Below are 20,275 nucleotides of genomic sequence, written 5' to 3' on the forward strand. Positions count from 1 at the left end.
AAAATAATAAGGGAACGGCTTTTTAGGTTTAATTATTTAAAATAGCTTTAATAACAGAAGTTGTTTCTCCACCTTCGTATAAAACATAAAGTAATATATATACTGCTACACCTGTAATGGCCGTAAAGAACCAAATCACGCTTGTAATGGGTCCAATTTTACGATGACGTACAAGGTTATTTTTGAAACCTGCTAATAATGTTACGATACCGAAAACGGCTCCTGTAGTTGCCAAGCAGATATGGAATACTAGGAATACTGTGTAATAGATTTTCAAATTATCTGGTCCACCAAATGCTGTATTACCAATAAATACTGTACGTGATGCGTAAATGATAAAGAAAATTAAAGCTGAAATTGCAGCAGCAATCATTGTTTTCTTATGCGCTTCAATTTTTCTTTGCTTAATTAGTGCCCAACCAATTGCTACTAAGATAGCACTTAATGCAATAAAAGTTGTACTAATTGTAGGTAATATAGGTACATTCATGCTTTTTTCTCCTAACAATCTTTTTTATGATTATTGATACTGATTAGCATTTAGTTGCTGTCTTTCTAATAAGGCTTTTTGCGTAATTTCTTCGGCATTATCTTGTTCATTACGATACCATCTAACAAACACTTTGCCTAATACAGAAGCAAAGATAATTTCTTGAATTATCTTCATAATGATTCCGCCTAGCTGTTGATCATACATAGGATCCATATTGGTAAATAATTCAGGTCCCGATAGTGATAGTCCTGCTAATGTTGATGAAGGCACACATAATTCCATTGCTTTCATCCACAATTCACCATCTGTATACGTAGCATAGAATGGTGATGAAGCAAAAATAATTAACGCACAAGCGGGCGTGATAAGAACTGCATTCCCGATAATATAGCCCACTTTGTGTAAATCCTTCATTCGAGGTTGTCCTTCTACAGAATTAATGAGTGGCCAGTACATAAATAATGCTGATAAAAATAGAAGTAATGTATACATTCCATGTAACGTTTCATTTAGTTTTATATAATCCAAAATCATTGGAATATGATAAAAAGAGAATAATGCAACGAAAAATGCTAAAGCAAACATCGGTCTAGTCATAAAATGAAATACAGGCTTGATGTACGGTAATTCAATGACAAACTTCCATAACCAATTCGGAATACCTTGAATTAAGAAAATTGGTATTAATAGTAGTAGCAAAGCCATTTGCACCATATGCATTGTAAACATAATATGAGCCATTAAATCGACTGGCGAACCCATAACAATATATAGCAAAATCATACTGATTACGAAATTGATCGCCTCACGTTTCTTCAAAGGTTCACTATCTTTGAAGTCCGTTCTCCATTTAACAGTAATAAGAAAATATAGTACAATTAAAAACAAAATGACACCTATTAAATAAGGGCTCCACATTGCTTGAAATCCAAATATACTTAGAGGCATAGTAATTCGCTCCTTTAGTTTCAATACCTTCATTATAAGTCCCAACCCCACGAACTTCAATGAACGAATCATGACATTTTTATTATTAAATGCTTTGCACGTTCGTTCAGCGGCGACAAGCACTGGAATTTTCGAATCAAAGTCATCTTTTCAGACTTTGACCGAGAAAATGGAAGTGACCTCGAGCCGCTAACGCGCAAAGCTGGATACACTTAAATGCTGAAGGCGCTCGTTCAGATTCGACAAGCACGGGAACTTTCGGGTCGGAGATTCAAATAATCTTTAGTAGAAATATATTTGTTGCACTAACTCCCACGTTTGTTGCACTAACCTTGCCGATTGTTGCACTAACTCCCATCATTGTTGCACTAACCTTGCCGATTGTTGCACTAACTCCCACGATTGTTATTTAACAGACTATTAATGTCCTTATTTCCGCAATTATTAGGATCGAAAGTGCTTCTAAGCTTTCTATCAACTACTAAATAACGATATAAAAACAAAAAACCGAGCCTATAATAGACTCGGTTTTTTTTCTTTGGTTCTTACCACCAAATGATTGTTACAAAAGCAAGAATCATTGTAAAAGCGATGAATGCAGCAGAGTACATGAAGAATTGTGCCATTCCATGACCTTTTTCGCTCCAGTGCATAAAGTAATACAATTGTAGCGCTACTTGAACAGCCGCAAATAATAAAATAAGCGGTGCAACTAAGTAAGCAGACATTCCTGCTTGAACTGCAGCAAATGCGATGAATGTTAAGAAAATCATAATCGCAAATACTGTTACTTGATTACGCATACCTTGGTTTGCGCGTTTACGAGCATATTCATACTCGTGTTGACTTCTTGTACGTGCTTCAACGTCATGTGACATTAGCCCAACACTCCCATCAAGTAAACTACAGTGAAGATGAATACCCAAACTACGTCGATAAAGTGCCAGTATAATGACGCTAAGTAGTACTTAGGTGCATTATAAAGGTTTAAGCCACGTTTAGAGTTACGTAGCATTAAAAGAATGAACCAACCTAAACCGATGATTACGTGCAGTCCGTGAGTTCCTACTAGAGTATAGAAAGATGAACCGAATGCACTTTGAGTAAATGTAAAGCCTAAGTGCACATAGTGATAGAACTCATAAATTTCAAGACCAAGGAATCCAAATCCTAATAGAACAGTAACGATTAACCAAGCTTGCATTGCTTTGAAATTAAAGTTTTTCATATGGTACATAGCATAAACACTTGTTAATGATGAAGTTAAAAGTAACATCGTCATAATGAAAGCAAGTGGTAACTCAAAAAGACTTTGAGTTGAGAATTCCATTCCAGCTGGCCCTTTATTCTTTAGTGCTAAGAAAGTAGCAAATAAAGTGGCGAATAAAACTGTTTCACCGCCAAGGAAAATCCAAAAACCTAATGTTTTGTTTTTCCCTTCAAGTGTAGAGTTCTCTGGATGTGCAGGCCAAGATTGTGGGGTAAATTTTTTCTTTAAATCCATTAGTGTTTACCCCCTTTTTCATTCAATAGTTCTTCTTTATGAATATGATAACCTAAATCATCTTTAAGAGAACGAACAATCATTGAAGCAAATGTAATCGCTAAACCAGCAATTAATACTGGAAGTGACCATGTTTTATCTGCATCTTGGTGATAAAGTGCACCAAATGCTGCAACGAATAAACCAAATGAAATCATGAATGGAATGAATGAGTTGTTTGGCATATGGATATCTGAAATTGGTTCAGCATATGTCATACCTTCTTTGTTACCTTCCATTTTTTCGATCCAAAAAGTATCTAATCCACGAACAAGTGGAGTTTGTTTAAAGTTATAGTATGGTACTGGTTGTGGAATAGCCCACTCAAGAGTACGTCCATCTTTCCATGGATCGCGTCCTGCTGGTTCATTTTTAATAGCAGTGATAATTACGTTTAATACTAGTAAAATAACACCGATTGCCATTAAGAAAGCACCAACTGTACTAATCAGGTTGAATGAATCCCAACCCTGTCCGCTCATAAACGTGAATACGCGACGTGGCATACCCATTAAACCTAAGAAATGTTGTATAAAGAATGTACAGTGGAAACCAATGAAGAAGAATACAAATGTAATCTTACCAAGAGTTTCATTTAACATTTGGTTGAACATTAAAGGCCAGTAATAATGTGCTGAAGCAAATAGTGCTAATACGATACCACCAACGATAACGTAGTGGAAATGAGCTACGATAAAGTAAGAATCATGTAGTTGGTAGTCAAGAGGTGCAGATGCTTGCATAACCCCTGTTACCCCACCAGCTACGAAAGATGGGATGAAACCTAATGCATAAAGCATTGGTGTTGTAACTTTAATGTTACCGCCCCAAATTGTTAATAACCAGTTAAATACTTTCATACCTGTTGGTACAGCAATCGCCATTGTCGCTACTGCGAAGATTGCGTTTGCAGTTGGCCCAAGACCTACAGTAAACATATGGTGAGCCCATACCATGAAGCCTAAGAAACCGATTAAGATAGTCGCGAATACCATTGAAGAGTAACCGAATAGACGTTTACGTGCAAATGTCGCGAAAATCTCGGAGAATAAACCGAATGCAGGAAGTACTAAGATATATACTTCAGGGTGTCCAAAGATCCAGAATAAATGCTCCCAGATAACTGTATTACCACCATTAATATGATTGAAGAAGTTTGCATCGAACATACGATCAAAAATCATAAAGAATAATCCCACAGTAAGTGGAGGGAATGCGAATAAAATTAAAGCAGACGCTACAAATGTAGTCCATGTGAATAATGGCATACGCATATATGTCATACCAGGTGCACGCATGTTAATAATCGTTACAAGGAAGTTAATCCCCGCGATTAGTGTACCCGCACCGGAAATTTGTAAACCTAAAGCATAAAAGTCAATACCATGACCTGGTGACGCTAGAGATAATGATGCATATGAAGTCCAACCTGCATCAGGAGCTCCACCTAAGAACCATGAAAGGTTTAGGAAAACACCACCAAATAAGAATAACCAAAAACCTAAAGAGTTTAGGAATGGAAACGCAACGTCACGTGCACCAATTTGTAATGGTACAGCGGCGTTCATGAATGCAAATAACAATGGCATCGCAGCTAAGAATATCATTGTTGTACCATGCATCGTAATAATTTCATTAAAAAGTCCCGCACTCACAAAATCATTATCTGGTTTTGCAAGTTGGATACGAATAAGCATTGCTTCAATACCACCGACTACGAAGAAGAACGTACCGGCAATAAGGTAAAGAATGGCGATTTTTTTATGGTCTACTGTTGTTAAGTAGTCCCATATAGTTGCGCCAAAGCCCTTTTTCTTTGCAGTTGAGCTCACAACTTTAACCTCCTTCAATATGAATTAAATCAAATTATTTTTCTACAGATAGACCCATTAAGTATGCAGCTAAAGCATCAAGCTCTTCATCTGTGAATTCTTTACCATTATTTAAAGCTTTTTCTTCTGGCATTTGGTTTCCTGGTTTAAGCTCTTGTGAGTTTTTAATCCAGTCTTTAATACCCTTTTCTGAGTGTTCAAGGAAACCTGCAACACGGTTACGATCTCCGAATGCAGCTAAGCTAGGAGCTGTTTGGCCTCCTGTACCTTCACCAGAAACTGCGTGACAAGAAATACAACTATTAGCGAATACTTGTTCACCTAAATCAGCAGATTTAGCATCAGCTTTTTTACCTTTAGTAGCTTGCATGTTGTCAACCCATTTGTTGAAGTTATCTTGGCTAAGTGTTTTAACTTTGAAATCCATTAAAGCATGCGATGGACCACAAAGTTCAGCACATTTACCATAGAATACTCCGTCTTTCAATCCGTCCGATTCTTTATCGAATGTTAAATAGAATTTGTTGATGTTATCAACATTCGTATCCATTTTACCACCAATTGCAGGAATCCAGAATGAGTGTTTTACGTCAGCAGCTTTTAAGTTGAAGTAAACTTTCTGACCTTTTGGTACTACTAATTCTTGAGAAGTTACAATACCTTGATTTGGGTATTCGAACTCCCACCAATATAATTTAGCTGTTACGTTTACAGTAACTGCTTTTGCATTACCTTCAGCGTCTTTCGCTTCCATAGCTTTAGTGTCAGCAAATTTGTAAGTTAAACTTACAGTTGGAACAGCCAAGATTAATAATAATACGATAGGTATCGCTGTCCAAATAATCTCTAGTGTATGGCTACCTTCAACTTGTTTAGGAATTGTATTCTCTCCAACTTTTTTACGTCGGAACTTAACAATAGCAAGTACGTAGATGATAACCACTACGATAATAACTAACGTCATAATTGCAGTTGATAATAGCAGTAGATTGTATTGATCTTTACCAACTTGACCCGCTGGAGTTAAAGTTGATAAATACTCTTCGCCACAACCTGAAAGGAAAATCGTTAGTGCTGCTAACAATCCGAATAGACGCCATTTTTTAAGCCCTTTCATCATAGCTTAATTAAACCCCTCTTTCTTTGTTGTATTTACATGTGTAACTAGGACTGTGGTTCATTCTATATGAATTCTTTTAAAGAAAGAATCCCAAAGTTAGGCAAAGACAGAGAAAATAATCATTGAGACAAATAATATAGTCATATAATTTAATGAATAAATAAACATCTTATTCGCCCATTTTAGATCATCTGTCGCTTTAAAACCTGTTAAAGCAAGTGTGAACCAACCAAGGTTCAATACTGTTGCGAGAATAATAAATCCTATTCCGAGCTTCATAAGCAGGAATGGTAGTGGGAATAACAGTAATACCCATACTAACATTGAACGTTTCGTTCTTGCAAAGCCTTTTACAACTGGAAGCATTGGAATATTTGCTGCTCGGTATTCTTCAGTACGCTTCATAGCAAGTGCATAAAAATGCGGTGGTTGCCACGCAAACATTATTAAAAATAGTGCCAATGCACCAGAACCAAGTCCTGGCTCAACAGCAGCCCAGCCGATTAGCGGTGGAATAGCTCCGGAGATACTTCCTACAACGGTATTACTTACATGCCTTCTCTTTGACCACATGGAGTACAAGACTACGTAACTTATTATGCCTGCAAGTCCCCACACACCGGCAGCAAAAGATGCCATAAATAACAAAAATTCACCTACAATTAAAAGTGAGAGAGCGATTGTCAATACAAGACTCGGCTTAAATCTACCAGTTACCGTCGGTCTTGACTTTGTCCGTTTCATTATCGGATCAATATCTTGATCAATATAATTATTCATCGCACCAGATCCCGCAATAATGAATGCAGCACCTACTAAAGTAAAGAACATGACATCCAATTCTTGTAGAAAATGTTTATTGGTGAATTGAAAAGCCAACCAAAGTCCTGTAAAAGTTGTTACTAAATTGGAATTAACAATACCAATTTTGATAAGTGCTAAAAAATCTTTTACTAGAGAACTTGCTTCAGGTTCCGAATTTCCATTAGCAGACAGTATACGACCATTTGACATATTACCCCTCCTTTCGATTGATAAGCATATTCCGTTAACCCTACTATAACGAAAAATAGCGTTGATTTCTAGACAGAAAGTGAAATTTCGTGTCGAAGGGTAATTGGAACCGGTTTCTCTAACACAACATATCTATAGTAAATCATTTTCTCGTTTTAATTGTGAAGGTTCTTGTACGATATTATGAACAATTTGTGAAATCACTTTCTCTTTAGAATGACAATACTTTTTACAAGTTGTTTTTTGATCCTATTTTCGCTATTATCAGAAAGGCAGGTACCACCTTTAAAAGGTGATTACTATATATAAAGTAGGTGGCAATTATGCAATATAGTAAATACATGAAATGGTTTGCTGTTGCTGCAACAATTGGAATGTTGCTCATTTTACTGGGCGGAGCACTCGTCACAAAAACTGATAGTGGTATGGGCTGTGGTAGAAATTGGCCTGATTGTAACGGTTCTCTAATACCAAAAGAAATTACTACAGAAGTATTAATCGAATTTTCCCATCGTGTCGTTACTGGAGCCGTGTCATTTCTTATTTTGATTTTGACAGTGTGGGCTTGGAAAGCATTAGGACATATTCGTGAAGTAAAATTCTTATCTTTCATGGCATTATTCTTCTTGGTTGCACAAGCTTTAATCGGTGCTGCTCAAGTTTTATGGGGACAAGGCGATTTTATTTTAGCTCTTCATTTTGGTATATCACTTATTTCATTTGCAGCAGTACTCTTACTCACATTAATTATTTTCGAAGTCGATCAGAAATTTGATGCGGACAAGGTTATTATCGGTAATACGCTGAAAAGACATACAATCGGCGTTACGATATATTCTTATCTTGTAGTATATACCGGTGCCTTAGTACGTCATACAAAAGCAAGTTTAATTTGTCCAGATTGGCCATTATGTAATAACAAAGAAATTGGATTACCTACTAATTTCTATGAGTGGGTTCAAATGGGGCATCGTTTTGCAGCAGGATTAATCTTTGTTTGGATTCTAATCATTGCAATTCATGCTATTAAACATTATAAAGAACAACGTGTCCTCTATTGGGGTTGGATTATTGCACTAATAATAGTTTCACTTCAAGTGTTAGCGGGTATGGCTGTAGTTCTTTCTCGCTTAAATATCACATTAGCATTACTACATTCATTATTAATCACACTATTGTTTGGTTTATTGTGTTATATGATTCTATTATTATCTAGAAGTCGACAAAATCAAAAAAGTAAATAAATTTAGTAACAGAAGCAGAAAAAAACACGCTTTTGCATATGCAAAAGCGTGTTTTTTTCTGCCAACTATTCCATTTCGATTAGCAAGTCACCAGTTGAAATTGCATCTCCAGCTACTACATGAATATCTTTAATAACGCCGTCCTTAGGTGCTTGAACAGTCGTTTCCATCTTCATAGCTTCTGTAATCAGCAAATGCTCGCCACGTTTTACAGGGCTGCCTTTAGAAATGGCTACTTTTAAAACTGTACCCGGCATTGTTGCCCCAATTTGACCTGGATTTGTAGGGTCAGCTTTCGGTTTACGATCTCCATCTACCTCGACTGTCATATCTTGAATAATAATTTCACGAGGTTGACCGTTTAATTCAAAGTAAAGAACTCGTGTACCATCATATTGTGCTTCGCCAATAGATACTAACTTAATGATTAGTGTTTTACCTTTTTCTATCTCAACTTCAATTTCTTCGCCCAGTCTTAAACCATATAAGAACGTTGGCGTATCTAATACTGATACATCTCCAAACATGTCTACTGTCTTCATATATTCTTCAAAGACTTTTGGATATAGAGCTGTCGCAAGTACTTCATGGCTTGTAATTGGACGACTATATTTTTTAAAAAAATCATCTCGGAGTGCTTTCAAATCCACTGGCTCTAATAATTCTCCCGGTCTTACAGTAATTGCTTCACGGTCTTTTAAAATAACTTTTTGTAACTCTTCTGGGAATCCACCATATGGTTGTCCTAAATAACCTTGGAAGAATTCAATTACTGAATCTGGGAAGTCGATTGTTTTACCACGTACAATGACTGATTTTTCATCTAGATCATTTTGTACCATGAATAAAGCCATATCTCCTACTACTTTTGAGGAAGGTGTTACTTTTACAACATCTCCAAATAATAAATTAACTTGGGAATACATACTTTTCACTTCATCCCAACGATCACCAAGACCTACACCCTTAGCTTGTTGTTGCAAGTTACTATATTGACCACCTGGCATTTCATGAACGTAAATTTCAGAATGCGGACTAATCATGCCACTTTCAAAGTCGCTGTAATATTTCCGAATATCTTCCCAGTAGTAAGATAATTTTTCTAGTCCTTCAATGTCTGCTCTTACTTGTCGTTTGCTTCCTTTCATCGCATAGTAAAGCGAATTAGCACTTGGTTGCGATGTAAGTCCTGCCATTGAACCTAGCGCTGTATCAATAATATCAATACCTGCTTCAATTGCTTTAGCATATAAATAAATACCATTGCCACTTGTATCATGCGTATGCAAATGGATTGGTAAATCTGTCGTAGCCTTTAATTCTGAAATTAGGCGATATGCAGCTTCTGGCTTTAATAAGCCGGCCATATCTTTAATAGCTAAAATATGTGCCCCAGCAGCCTCTAATTCCTTTGCCATGTCTTTATAGTATTGAACTGTATATTTTGCTCTAGAGTCATCTAGAATGTCTCCTGTGTAGCAAATAGCAGCTTCTGCAATCTTTCCTGACTGTCTTGTTGCATCAATAGCTACTTCCATACCTTTAATCCAGTTCAAACTATCAAAAATACGGAATACATCTATTCCCGCATCTGCAGATTTTGAGATAAACTCTCTAATAATATTATCTGAATAGTTTTTATAACCTACTGCGTTTGCGCCACGCAATAGCATTTGGAATAGTACATTGGGCATTTTTTCACGTAGTTTAATTAGACGATCCCACGGGTCCTCTTTTAAGAAACGATATGCAACGTCAAAGGTTGCACCGCCCCACATTTCTAGTGAGAAGAAATTATGCATAATTTGTGCTGTTTCATCTGCAATATCAAACAAATCACGTGAACGTACACGAGTTGCCAATAACGATTGGTGTGCATCGCGCATTGTCGTATCCGTTAATAATACATCATCTTGCTCTTTAATCCATTGCACAAGACCTTCTGGTCCACGTTCATCTAAGATCTGTTTCGTACCAGCAGGAATAGATTGTACAATTTTAATTTCTGGTTTATGAGGTTTTGAGAAAATTGGTTTTTGTTGATATTCAATACCAGGGAAACCATTAACCGTAACATTCCCGATATAACTTAATAGTTTTGTACCACGATCTTTACGTGGAGAGAATAAAAATAGTTCTTGCGTTGTATCAATGAAACTTGTATCGAACTGACCATCTATAAAATTCGGATGACGAACAACATTTTCTAAAAATGGAATATTCGTTTTAATACCACGAATACGGAACTCTTGTAAATTTCGATCCATCTTAGCCGCTGCTTCTTTAAATGTCATACCCCAAGTTGAAACTTTCACCAGCAATGAATCATAATATGGTGAAATGACCGCACCTTGGAAACCATTACCAGCATCTAAACGTACTCCAAAACCTCCACTTGAACGATAAACCATCAATTTACCAGTGTCTGGCATGAAATTATTCAATGGATCTTCAGTCGTTACACGAGATTGAATCGCATATCCAAAAAGTGGGATTTGTGATTGCTCAGGGATGCCAACTTCATCACTATGTATAGATAAACCTTCTGCAATTTTAATTTGAGCGTGTACAATATCGATCCCTGTTACCATCTCTGTAATCGTGTGTTCAACTTGGATACGAGGATTTACTTCGATGAAATAAAATTGATTTCCTGCTACTAAAAATTCTACAGTCCCAGCATTTACGTAAGACACATTTTTCATTAATTTTATAGCAGCTTGGCAAATTTCTTCACGTAATTCATGTGTAATTGAGTTAGAGGGTGCAATTTCAACAACCTTCTGATGACGACGTTGAATTGAGCAATCACGCTCATATAAATGAACAATATTGCCTTCTTTATCTCCTAAAATTTGCACTTCAATATGCTTTGGTTTTTCTACAAATTTCTCTACATACACTTCGTCAGATCCGAATGCAGCTTTTGCTTCAGATTTAGCTCTGTCATATGCTTCAACAGCATCGTCAGCAGTTTGTACTACTCGCATACCACGCCCGCCGCCACCAAGTGCAGCTTTTATCATTAATGGGAATCCATGTTGCTCACCAAACGCTAGTACCTCATCAATAGATGCAACAGGACCATCTGTTCCAGGAATTACTGGGATATTAGCTACTACAGCTTGTTCACGAGCTTTTACTTTGTCACCAAACATATCTAAATGATTAGAAGTTGGACCGATGAATTTGATGCCCTCTTCTTCACAACGTTTTGCAAATTCTAAGTTTTCAGATAAAAAACCATATCCAGGGTGAATTGCATCCACTCCTGCATCTTTAGCAATTGCTAAAATACCTTCTATATCTAAATACGCATCTATTGGTTTCTTACCGTCACCAACAAGGTATGCTTCATCAGCTTTGTAGCGATGATATGAGCCACTATCCTCTCTTGAATAGATTGCGACTGTTGTAATATTTAGCTCTGTACATGCTCGGAACACACGAATCGCAATTTCACCACGGTTCGCCACTAGTATTTTATTAATTGCCATTTCCCTTACCCCCTCTAAACTTTATTCCTTTCTCTCTTCACAAACATGGAGACATTTATAAGTATCCCCATAGCTAAAGATAACAAAATTAATGAGGTTCCGCCATAACTAATAAACGGGAGAGGTACACCGGTTAAAGGTATAATACCCGTTAATCCACCTACATTGATAAACGTTTGAAACCCTATCATACTGGCAATACCAGCTGCAATCATTCTTGCCATCGGATCTTTTGTTCGTAAGGCAATGAGCAATGCTCGAATAACAATAAAGCCTAGACCGCCTAATACAATCGCTACTCCAAAAATACCCAATTCTTCTGCTATGATTGCCAAAATAAAATCGGTATGTGGCTCTGGTAAATACCCCATTTTTTGTACAGATTGACCTAAACCTAGCCCTTTTATCCCCCCGGCACCAATTGCTAAATAGCCATTAACCATTTGATAACCAAAAAATTGTTCATCATCAAAAGGATTTAAATAAGCACGAATACGTCCCATACGTTTCTCCGTAAAAAAACTATCTCTGATAAAGAAGATACCAATTGACGCAATCGCCGCACAGCACATTAAAACCCCTAAAATTTTGTTAAAGGTTTTAATCTTAATTCCACTCGCTGCAATTACGGATACACCGATAAATAATATAATGAGTATAGTACCTAAATCCGGTTCGAGAAAGACAAGAAACGAAGCAGCAAATAACACAACAATAGGTGGAATGATTGATTCATTAATATTATCAATCTTCCCCTTTTCATATTTCTTAGCAAAAACGGCTGAAAAGTACAAAATGATAATAATCTTCACAAACTCGGATGGCTGTAAATTAGCAAAACCAAGATTCACCCAACTTTTAGCCCCCGAATCACCTGGACTAAAACCAAAAAAGTAAACGGCTAATAGCAAAGCGAACATCACGCTTAACATAAATACTATCATCTTATTTTCTTTATACATCTTGTAGGGAATGAAAGCCCCAACTACAAATGCTACTGAAGCAAGACATAGATTCGTAATTTGCTTTTTATAATAAAAATCTGCACTGTAACCCCAGTTACTTGCTGCCCATACCATACTAGCGCTATAAACCATTACCAGTCCAAAAAGGCAAAGTAATAAGTATGTAAAAAACAGTGGATAATCAAAATTTCTTGCGTATCTTTTTAAGTATGTTTTCATGTAAATACCTCTTTTTAATCATCTTGTAGCAAAAAAACCCAAACAACAGCGTGTTTGAGTTTTTTACTTATTTCTCTGTAAATGCATCATGCAATACAGATAATTCTTTTTCCAGTGAATCGAGAATCTCTCTTCCCTTTTCACGTTCAAGCAAGCCTAACTTAACTGCAAATTCAATTTCGCGTGATAAGCCAAACATTTGTGTATCTAAAACTTCTTCATATAGTGGGCATTGGGGCATTGTCAAATGCTCCATCTGCACTCTAATAAGCTTAGCAATTTTATCTGCGTCAGCAATAAGGAGTTCCAATGCCTTCTCCTGATATGAACTTTGCGATTTTGTATCCATGAGGACGCCCCCATTACCTGATATTTCTTCTATTCTATCTTAATAAAGTTTATCTTTTGCGCAGTAAAATTGCAAGTATATAACTTAGTAAACCGTATAACCAATTATATTTCTTTATTAACTACATAAATTAGCTGTATACTGAGATATGGAATGTACTATTCAAGGAGGAATCAACATGGAATCTATCATTCAAATTAAAGGTGCCGTGAATTTTGCTATCACATTAGATCCAACCGTTTGGATATTTGATGATCGTAAATTAGATCTAGACACATATTTTACTGAAGAACGAGTAGTTGTAAACGCTGACGAAGAATATATGGAAAAAGCCGGTAAACACTGGTCACGTGAAATTATGGAGGGAGCTACATTTCCACCAACTTTAAAATCTGAACGAAAATTTGAGAAAAAGCATATGATGACTGGCACATTCGGTATCATATTAAAGCCATTCCTAAACAATGCAGAAATTAAAGATGGCGCAACTATGGTTATTTTAGAATGCCGAGATGGCTCTGAATATAACTTCCCTATAGAAGAAGCTGAGGCTCTTATCTTAAAATATAGCCAAGACGGTAAAATGCTAACTGATAACGGACCTGTCTATGTAATCAACGGTGACGGTTCAAATGTAGATAACCCAATTAAAGGTCTTGTAGCAATCCGAGTAGAATAGGAGGGACTTGAACGATGCGAGTTAAGTGTGTCATTTGCGATTCTATTAATGAATTACCCGATTATTCACCAGAAGCAAAAAAATTACGAAATCGCCCTATTCATACGTATATGTGTCTCACTTGTCATGATCGCATTACGGAAAAAACGAATGCCCGTATTGCAACTGGTCGATTTATTTTCAGGAAAAAGCATTCGCTTATTGAAGATGAGTTCTAATTTTTCTATGTATGTAGTTTAAATAAAATATAAAAAGAGCAATTGAGATTCAGCTAGCTTGTCCTCAATTGCTCTTTTCTTTATATGTGATTTACTAGATCGTTATTGTGATGTTTGAGCTTTTTTATCTCTACGCAGACCAATTTTATACATGATTAACACAAGTGCGATAATCAATAATCCTTCTACTACAGGTAAATAGGCTGCAAAGAATGTCAAAAAGATACAGCCGACAAACAAGAAGAAATAAATAACGATATTTTGCCAAAACTTAAGTTTCTTCGCAAAACCAAGATTGTATACAACAATCGACAATGCGAAAATAACCAATAACAAAATATTACTAGCAACACTAAAATCAGATGCATTTTGATAAACATACTTGGCTACCGGATACATTTTATCAAATACAAATGCATCATTATTTGATACATCAGGTGCGGCAAGTTGAATAAAATTCAGTTCACTTAAAAAACCGGATTTAATATCCAAGACTTTCCTTCCTTTCATTTAGCGAATGATTACTCAGCGCTACGTGATTTCTTAGCTGCTTTTTCGCGTTCGTTTTTGTTTAAAATTTGTTTACGAAGGCGAATAGATTCTGGTGTAACTTCACAGTACTCATCTTCAGCCAAGTATTCTAATGCTTCTTCAAGAGTTAAAATACGAGGTTTTTTAATAACATTCGTTTGGTCTTTGTTAGCTGAACGAATATTTGTTTTTTGTTTCATTTTGATGATATTAACAGTAATGTCTGCATCACGTGTATTTTCACCAACAATCATACCTTCATAAATATCTGTACTTGGTTCAACAAATAGTGTACCACGGTCTTCAATTTGCATCATACCATAAGTAGTTGATTTGCCTGTTTCCATAGAAACTAGTACACCTTGACGACGTCCACCAATTTTACCTGATAGTAATGGTTGATAGCTATCGAAAGTATGGTTAATAATACCGAAACCTTTTGTTAAAGACATAAATTCTGTTGTATAACCAATTAATCCACGAGCAGGTACCATGAAGATTAAACGAACTTGGCCACTACCATTGTTCACCATATCTAACATTTCACCTTTACGTAAACCCAATGATTCAATAATTGACCCTACAGCATCTTCTGGTACATCGATTTGTACACGTTCAAATGGTTCACATTTCACACCATCAATTTCTTTAATGATAACTTTTGGTTTAGATACTTGTAATTCATAACCTTCACGACGCATGTTTTCAATAAGAATCGATAAGTGAAGTTCACCACGACCTGAAACAGTCCAAGCATCTGGAGAATTAGTATCTTCTACACGTAAACTTACATCAGTTTGTAATTGAGCACGTAAACGTTCTTCAATTTTACGTGATGTTACCCATTTACCTTCACGACCTGCAAATGGTGAGTTATTTACTAAGAAAGTCATTTGTAATGTTGGTTCATCGATACGTAATGGTGTTAAAGCTTCTTGGTGTTCAGTTGGACAAACAGTTTCACCTACGTTAATGTCTTCCATACCTGAAACAGCAATTAAATCACCTGAGTATGCTTCTTCAACTTCTTCACGTTTTAATCCGAAGAAACCAAAGATTTTAGTTACACGGAAATTTTTCACAGTGCCATCAAGTTTCATAAGTGCAACTTGTTGTCCAACATGGATTTTACCGCGGAATACACGGCCGATACCAATACGACCAACGTAGTCATTATAATCAAGTAATGCTACTTGGAATTGTAATGGTTCATCACGAGTATCAGCTGGTGCTGGGATGTGACTAATAATTTCCTCGAATAGGCATTTCATATTTTCTTCTTGTTTAGATGGGTCTGAATCAAGTGATGCAGTACCATTTACACCAGAAGCAAATACGACAGGGAATTCTAATTGATCTTCATTAGCACCTAATTCGATTAATAAGTCGATTACTTCATCCACAACTTCTGTAGGACGTGCTGAATCTTTATCGACTTTGTTTACTACTACGATTGGTGTTAATTTTTGTTCTAATGCTTTTTTCAATACAAATCGAGTTTGAGGCATACAACCTTCATATGCATCTACAACTAAAAGTACACCGTCAACCATTTTCAGGATACGTTCAACTTCTCCACCGAAATCGGCATGCCCTGGTGTGTCTAGGATATTGATACGAGTACCTTCGTAGTTTACTGCTGTATTCTTTGCTAAAATTGTAATACCACGTTCACGTTCGATGTCGTTTGAGTCCATTGCTCTTTCCGCGACATTTTCATTTGAACGAAAAGTACCAGATTGTTGTAATAATTGGTCAACCAATGTCGTTTTACCATGGTCAACGTGAGCTATAATTGCAATATTTCTAATGTCTTGACGTAAATTTGTCATTATTCCACTCCACATTCTATTTTCGAGTCCATAACTGTGTTATTATAACACAAGAGATGTTGCTTGTCTTTTCTTAACAACTAGTATTTCAAATTTTTTTATTATTTCACAGTAAAATTATTAGTTGGACTTAAGTTATAATTACTTATAAGTCAAACAAATTCATCAACTGGAGGATTTAAAATGAAAAATGCTAAAGTCGTTATGGCTTTTTTTGCGTTAGCTGCAGTGCTAGCAATGTGTTCAATAGGAATCGCCGTTGCTTTTAAAAGCGTACTTGGTATCTTCGGCGCCATTTTATTAGTTTGTGCCATTATGGGCTACGGCTTTAAAACTAAACGACAATTCCGTGAAAAAGGCTTGCTATAACTTTTCCAAATAAAAAGAATGAACTGGCTTTTTGCGAGTTCATTCTTTTTATTTATAACTATATTCTATTTCAAATGAATGTATTGTTCAATGATTGTCTGATGAATTTTAGGATTTGCAATAATAAATGTATCTTGTTTCTCCAAATTTATCGCTTCATTTCTCAAGTTCGACACAATCGCTCCGACTTCATTTGCAATAACTGCACCACCAGCAATATCCCAAGGTGATAAACGCATGGACATATAAGCATCCATTCGTCCACATACTACTGAGGCAATTTCTAAAGTAGCTGAGCCATACGATCTTGTCCCTCTAACATGATGTACAAGGTCTATCATCTTATTGTGTTCAATGTAGCGATTTGGTGTAACCCAAGTAGCATTAATTCCTATAATCGCTTCATTTAACGGTAGCGGTTGTAGTCGTTCTAACTTACGATCATTCATGTATGCGCCTTGTCCTTCTATAGCATAGTACAAATCATTGCGCATTACATCATATATGTACCCTAGTTTTCCGATTCCATCAACATAAATTCCAACTGAAATAGCAAAATTACGATGCTGTCGTATGAAATTCATCGTCCCGTCAATCGGATCAATTATCCATACGACACCATCTAATGATTCAAGGGGTTCCCCCATCCCTTCCTCACCGAGAATTTTGTATGCAGGATCATAAGAATGAATTTGTTCGATAAAAAACAATTCTGTTTCACGATCAATATTCGTTACAAGATCATTCGCATTAGCCTTTGTTTCAATTTCTAACTTTTCTGATAATGATTGACGAATTCGTTCTCCTGCTTCATGAATAATTTTAACTGTAAATTCATGTATTGCTATAATCCCCACCGTAACCCCACCTTTCGAAGCAAAAAAACATCATTTCTATAAATCCAAGTTAATGTTCTTTGCCTATCTCTATTATAGCAAAAAAACATCTGCTTCTCATTTGATTAGCAGATGTTCACCGGCGAATTTTGATTCTCTCTTTAGGCAAAAGCATGAAATGCCTCCAATTCCAAATGAATTTCAGAAAGGCGAATTTTGCTTAATTCAATTTGTTTTGCATCCTTACCTTGCAGAGCATCAAATAATGTTGCTAGTTCATAATCCATTTCTAATTGCAGACCCTTCACATATTGCTTTTCATAATCAACTTTGCGAATAATGTGTACTACTTGTTTCATACTAACCAGCTCCTTTTTATTTTGTTTGTGCAAGCTAGGACTTAAAGTGTCTTACTACATTATATGCATGATGTGAAAAATGATAAGTCCTTCTACAAGATTTTTTCCCAAATTTCTAATAAAATAAACATAAACTTTCAAAAGGAGTTAAATTATTATGCCTAGAACAAAATGGACTCAAAAAGATTTCGACATTTTCTCCATAGATGGCTTAGAACCACGAATGGAAGCACTTATCAATACCGTTAGACCCAAATTTGAAGAATTAGGTACGACATTTTCTACATATTTTTCCGCAAAAACTGCAGATGAATTTTTCCCTCATGTAGCAAAACATGCACGTCGTAAAGTAAATCCCCCAAAAGATAGCTGGGTTGCATTTGCTCCGTACAAACGCGGCTATAAATCAATTCCTCATTTTCAGGTTGGCTTATTTGGCACTCATCTATTCATCATTCTTTGTGTTATTTATGAAGCGCCAAGTAAGGCCGAAATTGCTGACCGTTTGCTAAAAAACCAAAATTTATTTAACAAGCTACCAAAGAAATTCTATGTTTCAGGAGATCATTTTTCTCCTGAAGGCATTAATATCAAAGAAGCCTTGAATAACGGTCAGCTACTTGGTTTACTGGAACGCTTACGTGATGTGAAAAAAGGAGAATTTATAGTAGGTCTACAACTTCCAAAAGAAGAAGCCATTCAATTATCTGCAGAAGAATTCGAGAAGTTAACCGAAGAAACGTTTGATGCTTTAGTCCCTATTTATAATTCTATGGTCAACAAAAAGTAAAAGAACAGGCATACGCCTGTTCTTTTACTTTTATCTTCTTCTTATTTCACCTTTAATTTTTGAACCTACAGGAGCATCTTTCATTTGCTTAATAATTGAATAACTTACATAGCCACTAACTTCTTCAAATTCGCGGAAAATTGTTTTTTCTTCAGCCATCGCTGGTACAATTCCTTTAAAACGTCTATATTTTGACATTAGATCTTCGCGTTTAACACCTGTTTCATACGCTTTTTCGATTGCTTGGAAGAACGCAATTACATCTACAATCTCTTCTGTAGACCAGTCCGTTGAGAACGGATATGAGTATTCCATAATCTTACCTACCTTTTGATTCAGGCTAATAAAGCCTTATTATTGTACTCCCCATTTTAAGCGTATTTCCGTTGCCTGTGCAACCATTCGCTGTATAAGTTCCTTCACAGTCGGTTCATCTTGGATCAATCCTGTAACTTGTCCAGCCCAACCAAACCCTTCTTGTTCCTTACCCTCATAGATAAATCTTTTATTTGCTTGACCGCTTATGAAATTTTTTAAAGCTTCATATGTTGGTGTTTCTTTTTCGATATCATGAATTTGATCCGTCCAACTATTTCTAATAGCACGTGCTGGTGCTCCTATAGATCGTTTAATAACAGTCGTATCTGCCTCCGTACTATTAATCAAGGTGTTTTTATACGCAACGGATGCATCAATACATTCTTTAGTAGCAATAAAACGGGTTCCCATTTCAATACCTTCTGCACCTAATGCAAGTGCTGCCATCCAGCCACGTCCATCACCTATGCCTCCTGATGCAATTACAGGAATAGATACAGCATCTACAACTTGAGGTACTAGTACCATTGTCCCGATATCATCTCGACCTAGATGGCCACCACCTTCTTGTCCTACAACCATAACGGCATCTGCACCTAACTCTTCCGCTTTTTGCGCTTGTCTGCGCGCAGCAACTAATACTAATTTCTTAATATCTGTCCCTCCTAGTTGTTTGAAAATTGGCGCAGGATTACCACCTGTCATTGATACGACCGGTACTTTTTCTTCAATTGCTACTGCTAACATATGCTCAAATGATCGACCATGCTGCCCGATAGCATAATTGACACCGAATGGCCGATCCGTTAACTTGCGTACTTTCTGAATCTCTTCTCGTAATGCTTCAGGACTTTCTAAACTCATAGCTGTTATTTGTCCTAATCCGCCTGCATTCGATACAGCAGCAGCTAAATCTGCATATGCTAAATAAGCAAGCCCACCTTGAATGATTGGATATTCTATTCCTAATAATTCGGTAACTCTCGTTTGCCATTTCATCTGTTACAACTCCCCTTTGTTTCCCTATATTAAACTGGTTCGCCGAATATTAGCGAAACCCTTTTTTCATTTTATTTCCCGAGAAATAAAGTAAGCATATGAAAAGTTCAAAGAGAATTT

21 protein-coding genes are annotated in these 20,275 nt (G+C 36.3%); 5 read left to right on the top strand and 16 right to left on the bottom strand.

The genetic code is table 11. From position 1 onward, the window contains the following. Positions 1-28: 28 nt before the first annotated feature. From ACQKMD_RS02540 to cyoE, 7 genes are all read right to left on the bottom strand, one after another. Positions 29-490: a DUF420 domain-containing protein gene (locus tag ACQKMD_RS02540; protein WP_427749155.1), complete on the bottom strand. Its 462-nt coding sequence runs from the start codon at positions 488-490 to the stop codon at positions 29-31. 30 nt (positions 491-520) lie between these two features. After that, positions 521-1,441, bottom strand: coding sequence for a cytochrome c oxidase assembly factor CtaG (gene ctaG / locus ACQKMD_RS02545; RefSeq protein ID WP_427749157.1), 921 nt, complete (start codon positions 1,439-1,441; stop codon positions 521-523). Positions 1,442-1,986: 545 nt separating this feature from the next. After that, positions 1,987-2,319, bottom strand: a complete 333-nt coding sequence (locus ACQKMD_RS02550; RefSeq protein ID WP_427749158.1) for a cytochrome C oxidase subunit IV family protein — start codon at positions 2,317-2,319, stop codon at positions 1,987-1,989. Further along, positions 2,319-2,945 carry a cytochrome (ubi)quinol oxidase subunit III gene (locus ACQKMD_RS02555; RefSeq protein WP_427749159.1) on the bottom strand — a complete coding sequence of 209 codons (627 nt, stop codon included), beginning with the start codon at positions 2,943-2,945 and terminating at the stop codon, positions 2,319-2,321. Before ACQKMD_RS02555 ends, ACQKMD_RS02550 begins: the two co-directional genes overlap by 1 nt. Next, positions 2,945-4,816, bottom strand: a complete 1,872-nt coding sequence (locus tag ACQKMD_RS02560; protein WP_427749161.1) for a cytochrome c oxidase subunit I — start codon at positions 4,814-4,816, stop codon at positions 2,945-2,947. The genes ACQKMD_RS02555 and ACQKMD_RS02560 overlap by 1 nt, the downstream gene beginning before the upstream one ends. 34 nt (positions 4,817-4,850) lie before the next feature. Beyond that, positions 4,851-5,936, bottom strand: coding sequence for a cytochrome c oxidase subunit II (gene coxB / locus ACQKMD_RS02565; RefSeq protein WP_427749163.1), 1,086 nt, complete (start codon positions 5,934-5,936; stop codon positions 4,851-4,853). Between the two features lie 96 nt (positions 5,937-6,032). After that, positions 6,033-6,950, bottom strand: a complete 918-nt coding sequence (cyoE, locus tag ACQKMD_RS02570) for a heme o synthase (RefSeq protein WP_427749165.1) — start codon at positions 6,948-6,950, stop codon at positions 6,033-6,035. Between the two features lie 323 nt (positions 6,951-7,273). Between cyoE and ACQKMD_RS02575 the strand changes: the two genes are divergently transcribed. Then, complete coding sequence (locus ACQKMD_RS02575) at positions 7,274-8,194, top strand: COX15/CtaA family protein (RefSeq protein ID WP_427749167.1); 921 nt, start codon at positions 7,274-7,276, stop codon at positions 8,192-8,194. 65 nt (positions 8,195-8,259) lie between these two features. Here ACQKMD_RS02575 and pyc read toward each other — a convergent pair whose 3' ends face one another. The 3 genes from pyc to ACQKMD_RS02590 all read right to left on the bottom strand — a co-directional run bounded on the left by pyc (position 8,260) and on the right by ACQKMD_RS02590 (position 13,224). Continuing rightward, positions 8,260-11,691, bottom strand: a complete 3,432-nt coding sequence (pyc, locus tag ACQKMD_RS02580; protein WP_427749169.1) for a pyruvate carboxylase — start codon at positions 11,689-11,691, stop codon at positions 8,260-8,262. 14 nt (positions 11,692-11,705) lie between these two features. Next, positions 11,706-12,875, bottom strand: coding sequence for an FtsW/RodA/SpoVE family cell cycle protein (locus ACQKMD_RS02585; protein WP_427749171.1), 1,170 nt, complete (start codon positions 12,873-12,875; stop codon positions 11,706-11,708). Positions 12,876-12,942: 67 nt separating this feature from the next. After that, positions 12,943-13,224, bottom strand: coding sequence for a DUF1507 family protein (locus tag ACQKMD_RS02590; RefSeq protein WP_427749173.1), 282 nt, complete (start codon positions 13,222-13,224; stop codon positions 12,943-12,945). 178 nt (positions 13,225-13,402) lie between these two features. Between ACQKMD_RS02590 and ACQKMD_RS02595 the strand changes: the two genes are divergently transcribed. Beyond that, positions 13,403-13,903 (top strand): peptidyl-prolyl cis-trans isomerase, encoded by a 501-nt coding sequence (locus ACQKMD_RS02595; protein WP_427749175.1) that lies wholly within the window; start codon positions 13,403-13,405, stop codon positions 13,901-13,903. 14 nt (positions 13,904-13,917) lie between these two features. Then, positions 13,918-14,121 carry a YlaI family protein gene (locus tag ACQKMD_RS02600; protein ID WP_427749177.1) on the top strand — a complete coding sequence of 68 codons (204 nt, stop codon included), beginning with the start codon at positions 13,918-13,920 and terminating at the stop codon, positions 14,119-14,121. 102 nt (positions 14,122-14,223) lie between these two features. Here ACQKMD_RS02600 and ACQKMD_RS02605 read toward each other — a convergent pair whose 3' ends face one another. Continuing rightward, positions 14,224-14,613 carry a YlaH-like family protein gene (locus ACQKMD_RS02605; protein WP_427749179.1) on the bottom strand — a complete coding sequence of 130 codons (390 nt, stop codon included), beginning with the start codon at positions 14,611-14,613 and terminating at the stop codon, positions 14,224-14,226. 29 nt (positions 14,614-14,642) lie between these two features. Then, positions 14,643-16,484 carry a translational GTPase TypA gene (typA, locus tag ACQKMD_RS02610; protein WP_427749180.1) on the bottom strand — a complete coding sequence of 614 codons (1,842 nt, stop codon included), beginning with the start codon at positions 16,482-16,484 and terminating at the stop codon, positions 14,643-14,645. A 183-nt stretch (positions 16,485-16,667) separates the two neighbouring features. On the opposite strand from typA, the gene ACQKMD_RS02615 reads away from it, so the two are divergent. After that, a complete protein-coding gene (locus ACQKMD_RS02615) occupies positions 16,668-16,853 on the top strand; it encodes a DUF5325 family protein (protein ID WP_427749182.1) in 186 nt (61 codons plus the stop codon). A 65-nt stretch (positions 16,854-16,918) separates the two neighbouring features. On the opposite strand, the gene ACQKMD_RS02620 is transcribed toward ACQKMD_RS02615, so the two are convergent. Continuing rightward, positions 16,919-17,710: an inositol monophosphatase family protein gene (locus ACQKMD_RS02620; protein WP_427749184.1), complete on the bottom strand. Its 792-nt coding sequence runs from the start codon at positions 17,708-17,710 to the stop codon at positions 16,919-16,921. Between the two features lie 140 nt (positions 17,711-17,850). Beyond that, positions 17,851-18,048: a hypothetical protein gene (locus ACQKMD_RS02625; RefSeq protein WP_427749186.1), complete on the bottom strand. Its 198-nt coding sequence runs from the start codon at positions 18,046-18,048 to the stop codon at positions 17,851-17,853. Between the two features lie 157 nt (positions 18,049-18,205). Between ACQKMD_RS02625 and ACQKMD_RS02630 the strand changes: the two genes are divergently transcribed. After that, positions 18,206-18,838, top strand: coding sequence for a YktB family protein (locus ACQKMD_RS02630; RefSeq protein WP_427749188.1), 633 nt, complete (start codon positions 18,206-18,208; stop codon positions 18,836-18,838). Between the two features lie 30 nt (positions 18,839-18,868). Here ACQKMD_RS02630 and ACQKMD_RS02635 read toward each other — a convergent pair whose 3' ends face one another. Together ACQKMD_RS02635 and ACQKMD_RS02640 are read right to left on the bottom strand one after the other, a co-directional pair. After that, entirely contained in the window at positions 18,869-19,153 is a 285-nt protein-coding gene (locus ACQKMD_RS02635; protein ID WP_427749190.1) for a UPF0223 family protein, read from the bottom strand. A 39-nt stretch (positions 19,154-19,192) separates the two neighbouring features. Further along, the gene (locus ACQKMD_RS02640) at positions 19,193-20,155 is read right to left on the bottom strand and encodes an NAD(P)H-dependent flavin oxidoreductase (protein ID WP_427749192.1); all 963 of its coding nucleotides are present in this window, start codon (positions 20,153-20,155) and stop codon (positions 19,193-19,195) included. Positions 20,156-20,275 lie beyond the last annotated feature (120 nt).

The organism is Viridibacillus sp. NPDC096237 (genome assembly GCF_050278625.1).
In the GTDB taxonomy this organism is placed as follows: domain Bacteria; phylum Bacillota; class Bacilli; order Bacillales_A; family Planococcaceae; genus Viridibacillus.

Excerpts from the sequence above, each read along its gene's own strand:
- ACQKMD_RS02540 (WP_427749155.1), bottom strand. The coding sequence starts at position 490 with ATGAATGTACCTATATTACCTACAATTAGTACAACTTTTATTGCATTA.
- ctaG (WP_427749157.1), bottom strand. The coding sequence starts at position 1,441 with ATGCCTCTAAGTATATTTGGATTTCAAGCAATGTGGAGCCCTTATTTA.
- ACQKMD_RS02550 (WP_427749158.1), bottom strand. The coding sequence starts at position 2,319 with ATGTCACATGACGTTGAAGCACGTACAAGAAGTCAACACGAGTATGAA.
- ACQKMD_RS02555 (WP_427749159.1), bottom strand. The coding sequence starts at position 2,945 with ATGGATTTAAAGAAAAAATTTACCCCACAATCTTGGCCTGCACATCCA.
- coxB (WP_427749163.1), bottom strand. The coding sequence starts at position 5,936 with ATGATGAAAGGGCTTAAAAAATGGCGTCTATTCGGATTGTTAGCAGCA.
- cyoE (WP_427749165.1), bottom strand. The coding sequence starts at position 6,950 with ATGTCAAATGGTCGTATACTGTCTGCTAATGGAAATTCGGAACCTGAA.
- ACQKMD_RS02575 (WP_427749167.1), top strand. The coding sequence starts at position 7,274 with ATGCAATATAGTAAATACATGAAATGGTTTGCTGTTGCTGCAACAATT.
- pyc (WP_427749169.1), bottom strand. The coding sequence starts at position 11,691 with ATGGCAATTAATAAAATACTAGTGGCGAACCGTGGTGAAATTGCGATT.
- ACQKMD_RS02585 (WP_427749171.1), bottom strand. The coding sequence starts at position 12,875 with ATGAAAACATACTTAAAAAGATACGCAAGAAATTTTGATTATCCACTG.
- ACQKMD_RS02590 (WP_427749173.1), bottom strand. The coding sequence starts at position 13,224 with ATGGATACAAAATCGCAAAGTTCATATCAGGAGAAGGCATTGGAACTC.
- ACQKMD_RS02595 (WP_427749175.1), top strand. The coding sequence starts at position 13,403 with ATGGAATCTATCATTCAAATTAAAGGTGCCGTGAATTTTGCTATCACA.
- ACQKMD_RS02600 (WP_427749177.1), top strand. The coding sequence starts at position 13,918 with ATGCGAGTTAAGTGTGTCATTTGCGATTCTATTAATGAATTACCCGAT.
- typA (WP_427749180.1), bottom strand. The coding sequence starts at position 16,484 with ATGACAAATTTACGTCAAGACATTAGAAATATTGCAATTATAGCTCAC.
- ACQKMD_RS02615 (WP_427749182.1), top strand. The coding sequence starts at position 16,668 with ATGAAAAATGCTAAAGTCGTTATGGCTTTTTTTGCGTTAGCTGCAGTG.
- ACQKMD_RS02625 (WP_427749186.1), bottom strand. The coding sequence starts at position 18,048 with ATGAAACAAGTAGTACACATTATTCGCAAAGTTGATTATGAAAAGCAA.
- ACQKMD_RS02630 (WP_427749188.1), top strand. The coding sequence starts at position 18,206 with ATGCCTAGAACAAAATGGACTCAAAAAGATTTCGACATTTTCTCCATA.
- ACQKMD_RS02635 (WP_427749190.1), bottom strand. The coding sequence starts at position 19,153 with ATGGAATACTCATATCCGTTCTCAACGGACTGGTCTACAGAAGAGATT.
- ACQKMD_RS02640 (WP_427749192.1), bottom strand. The coding sequence starts at position 20,155 with ATGAAATGGCAAACGAGAGTTACCGAATTATTAGGAATAGAATATCCA.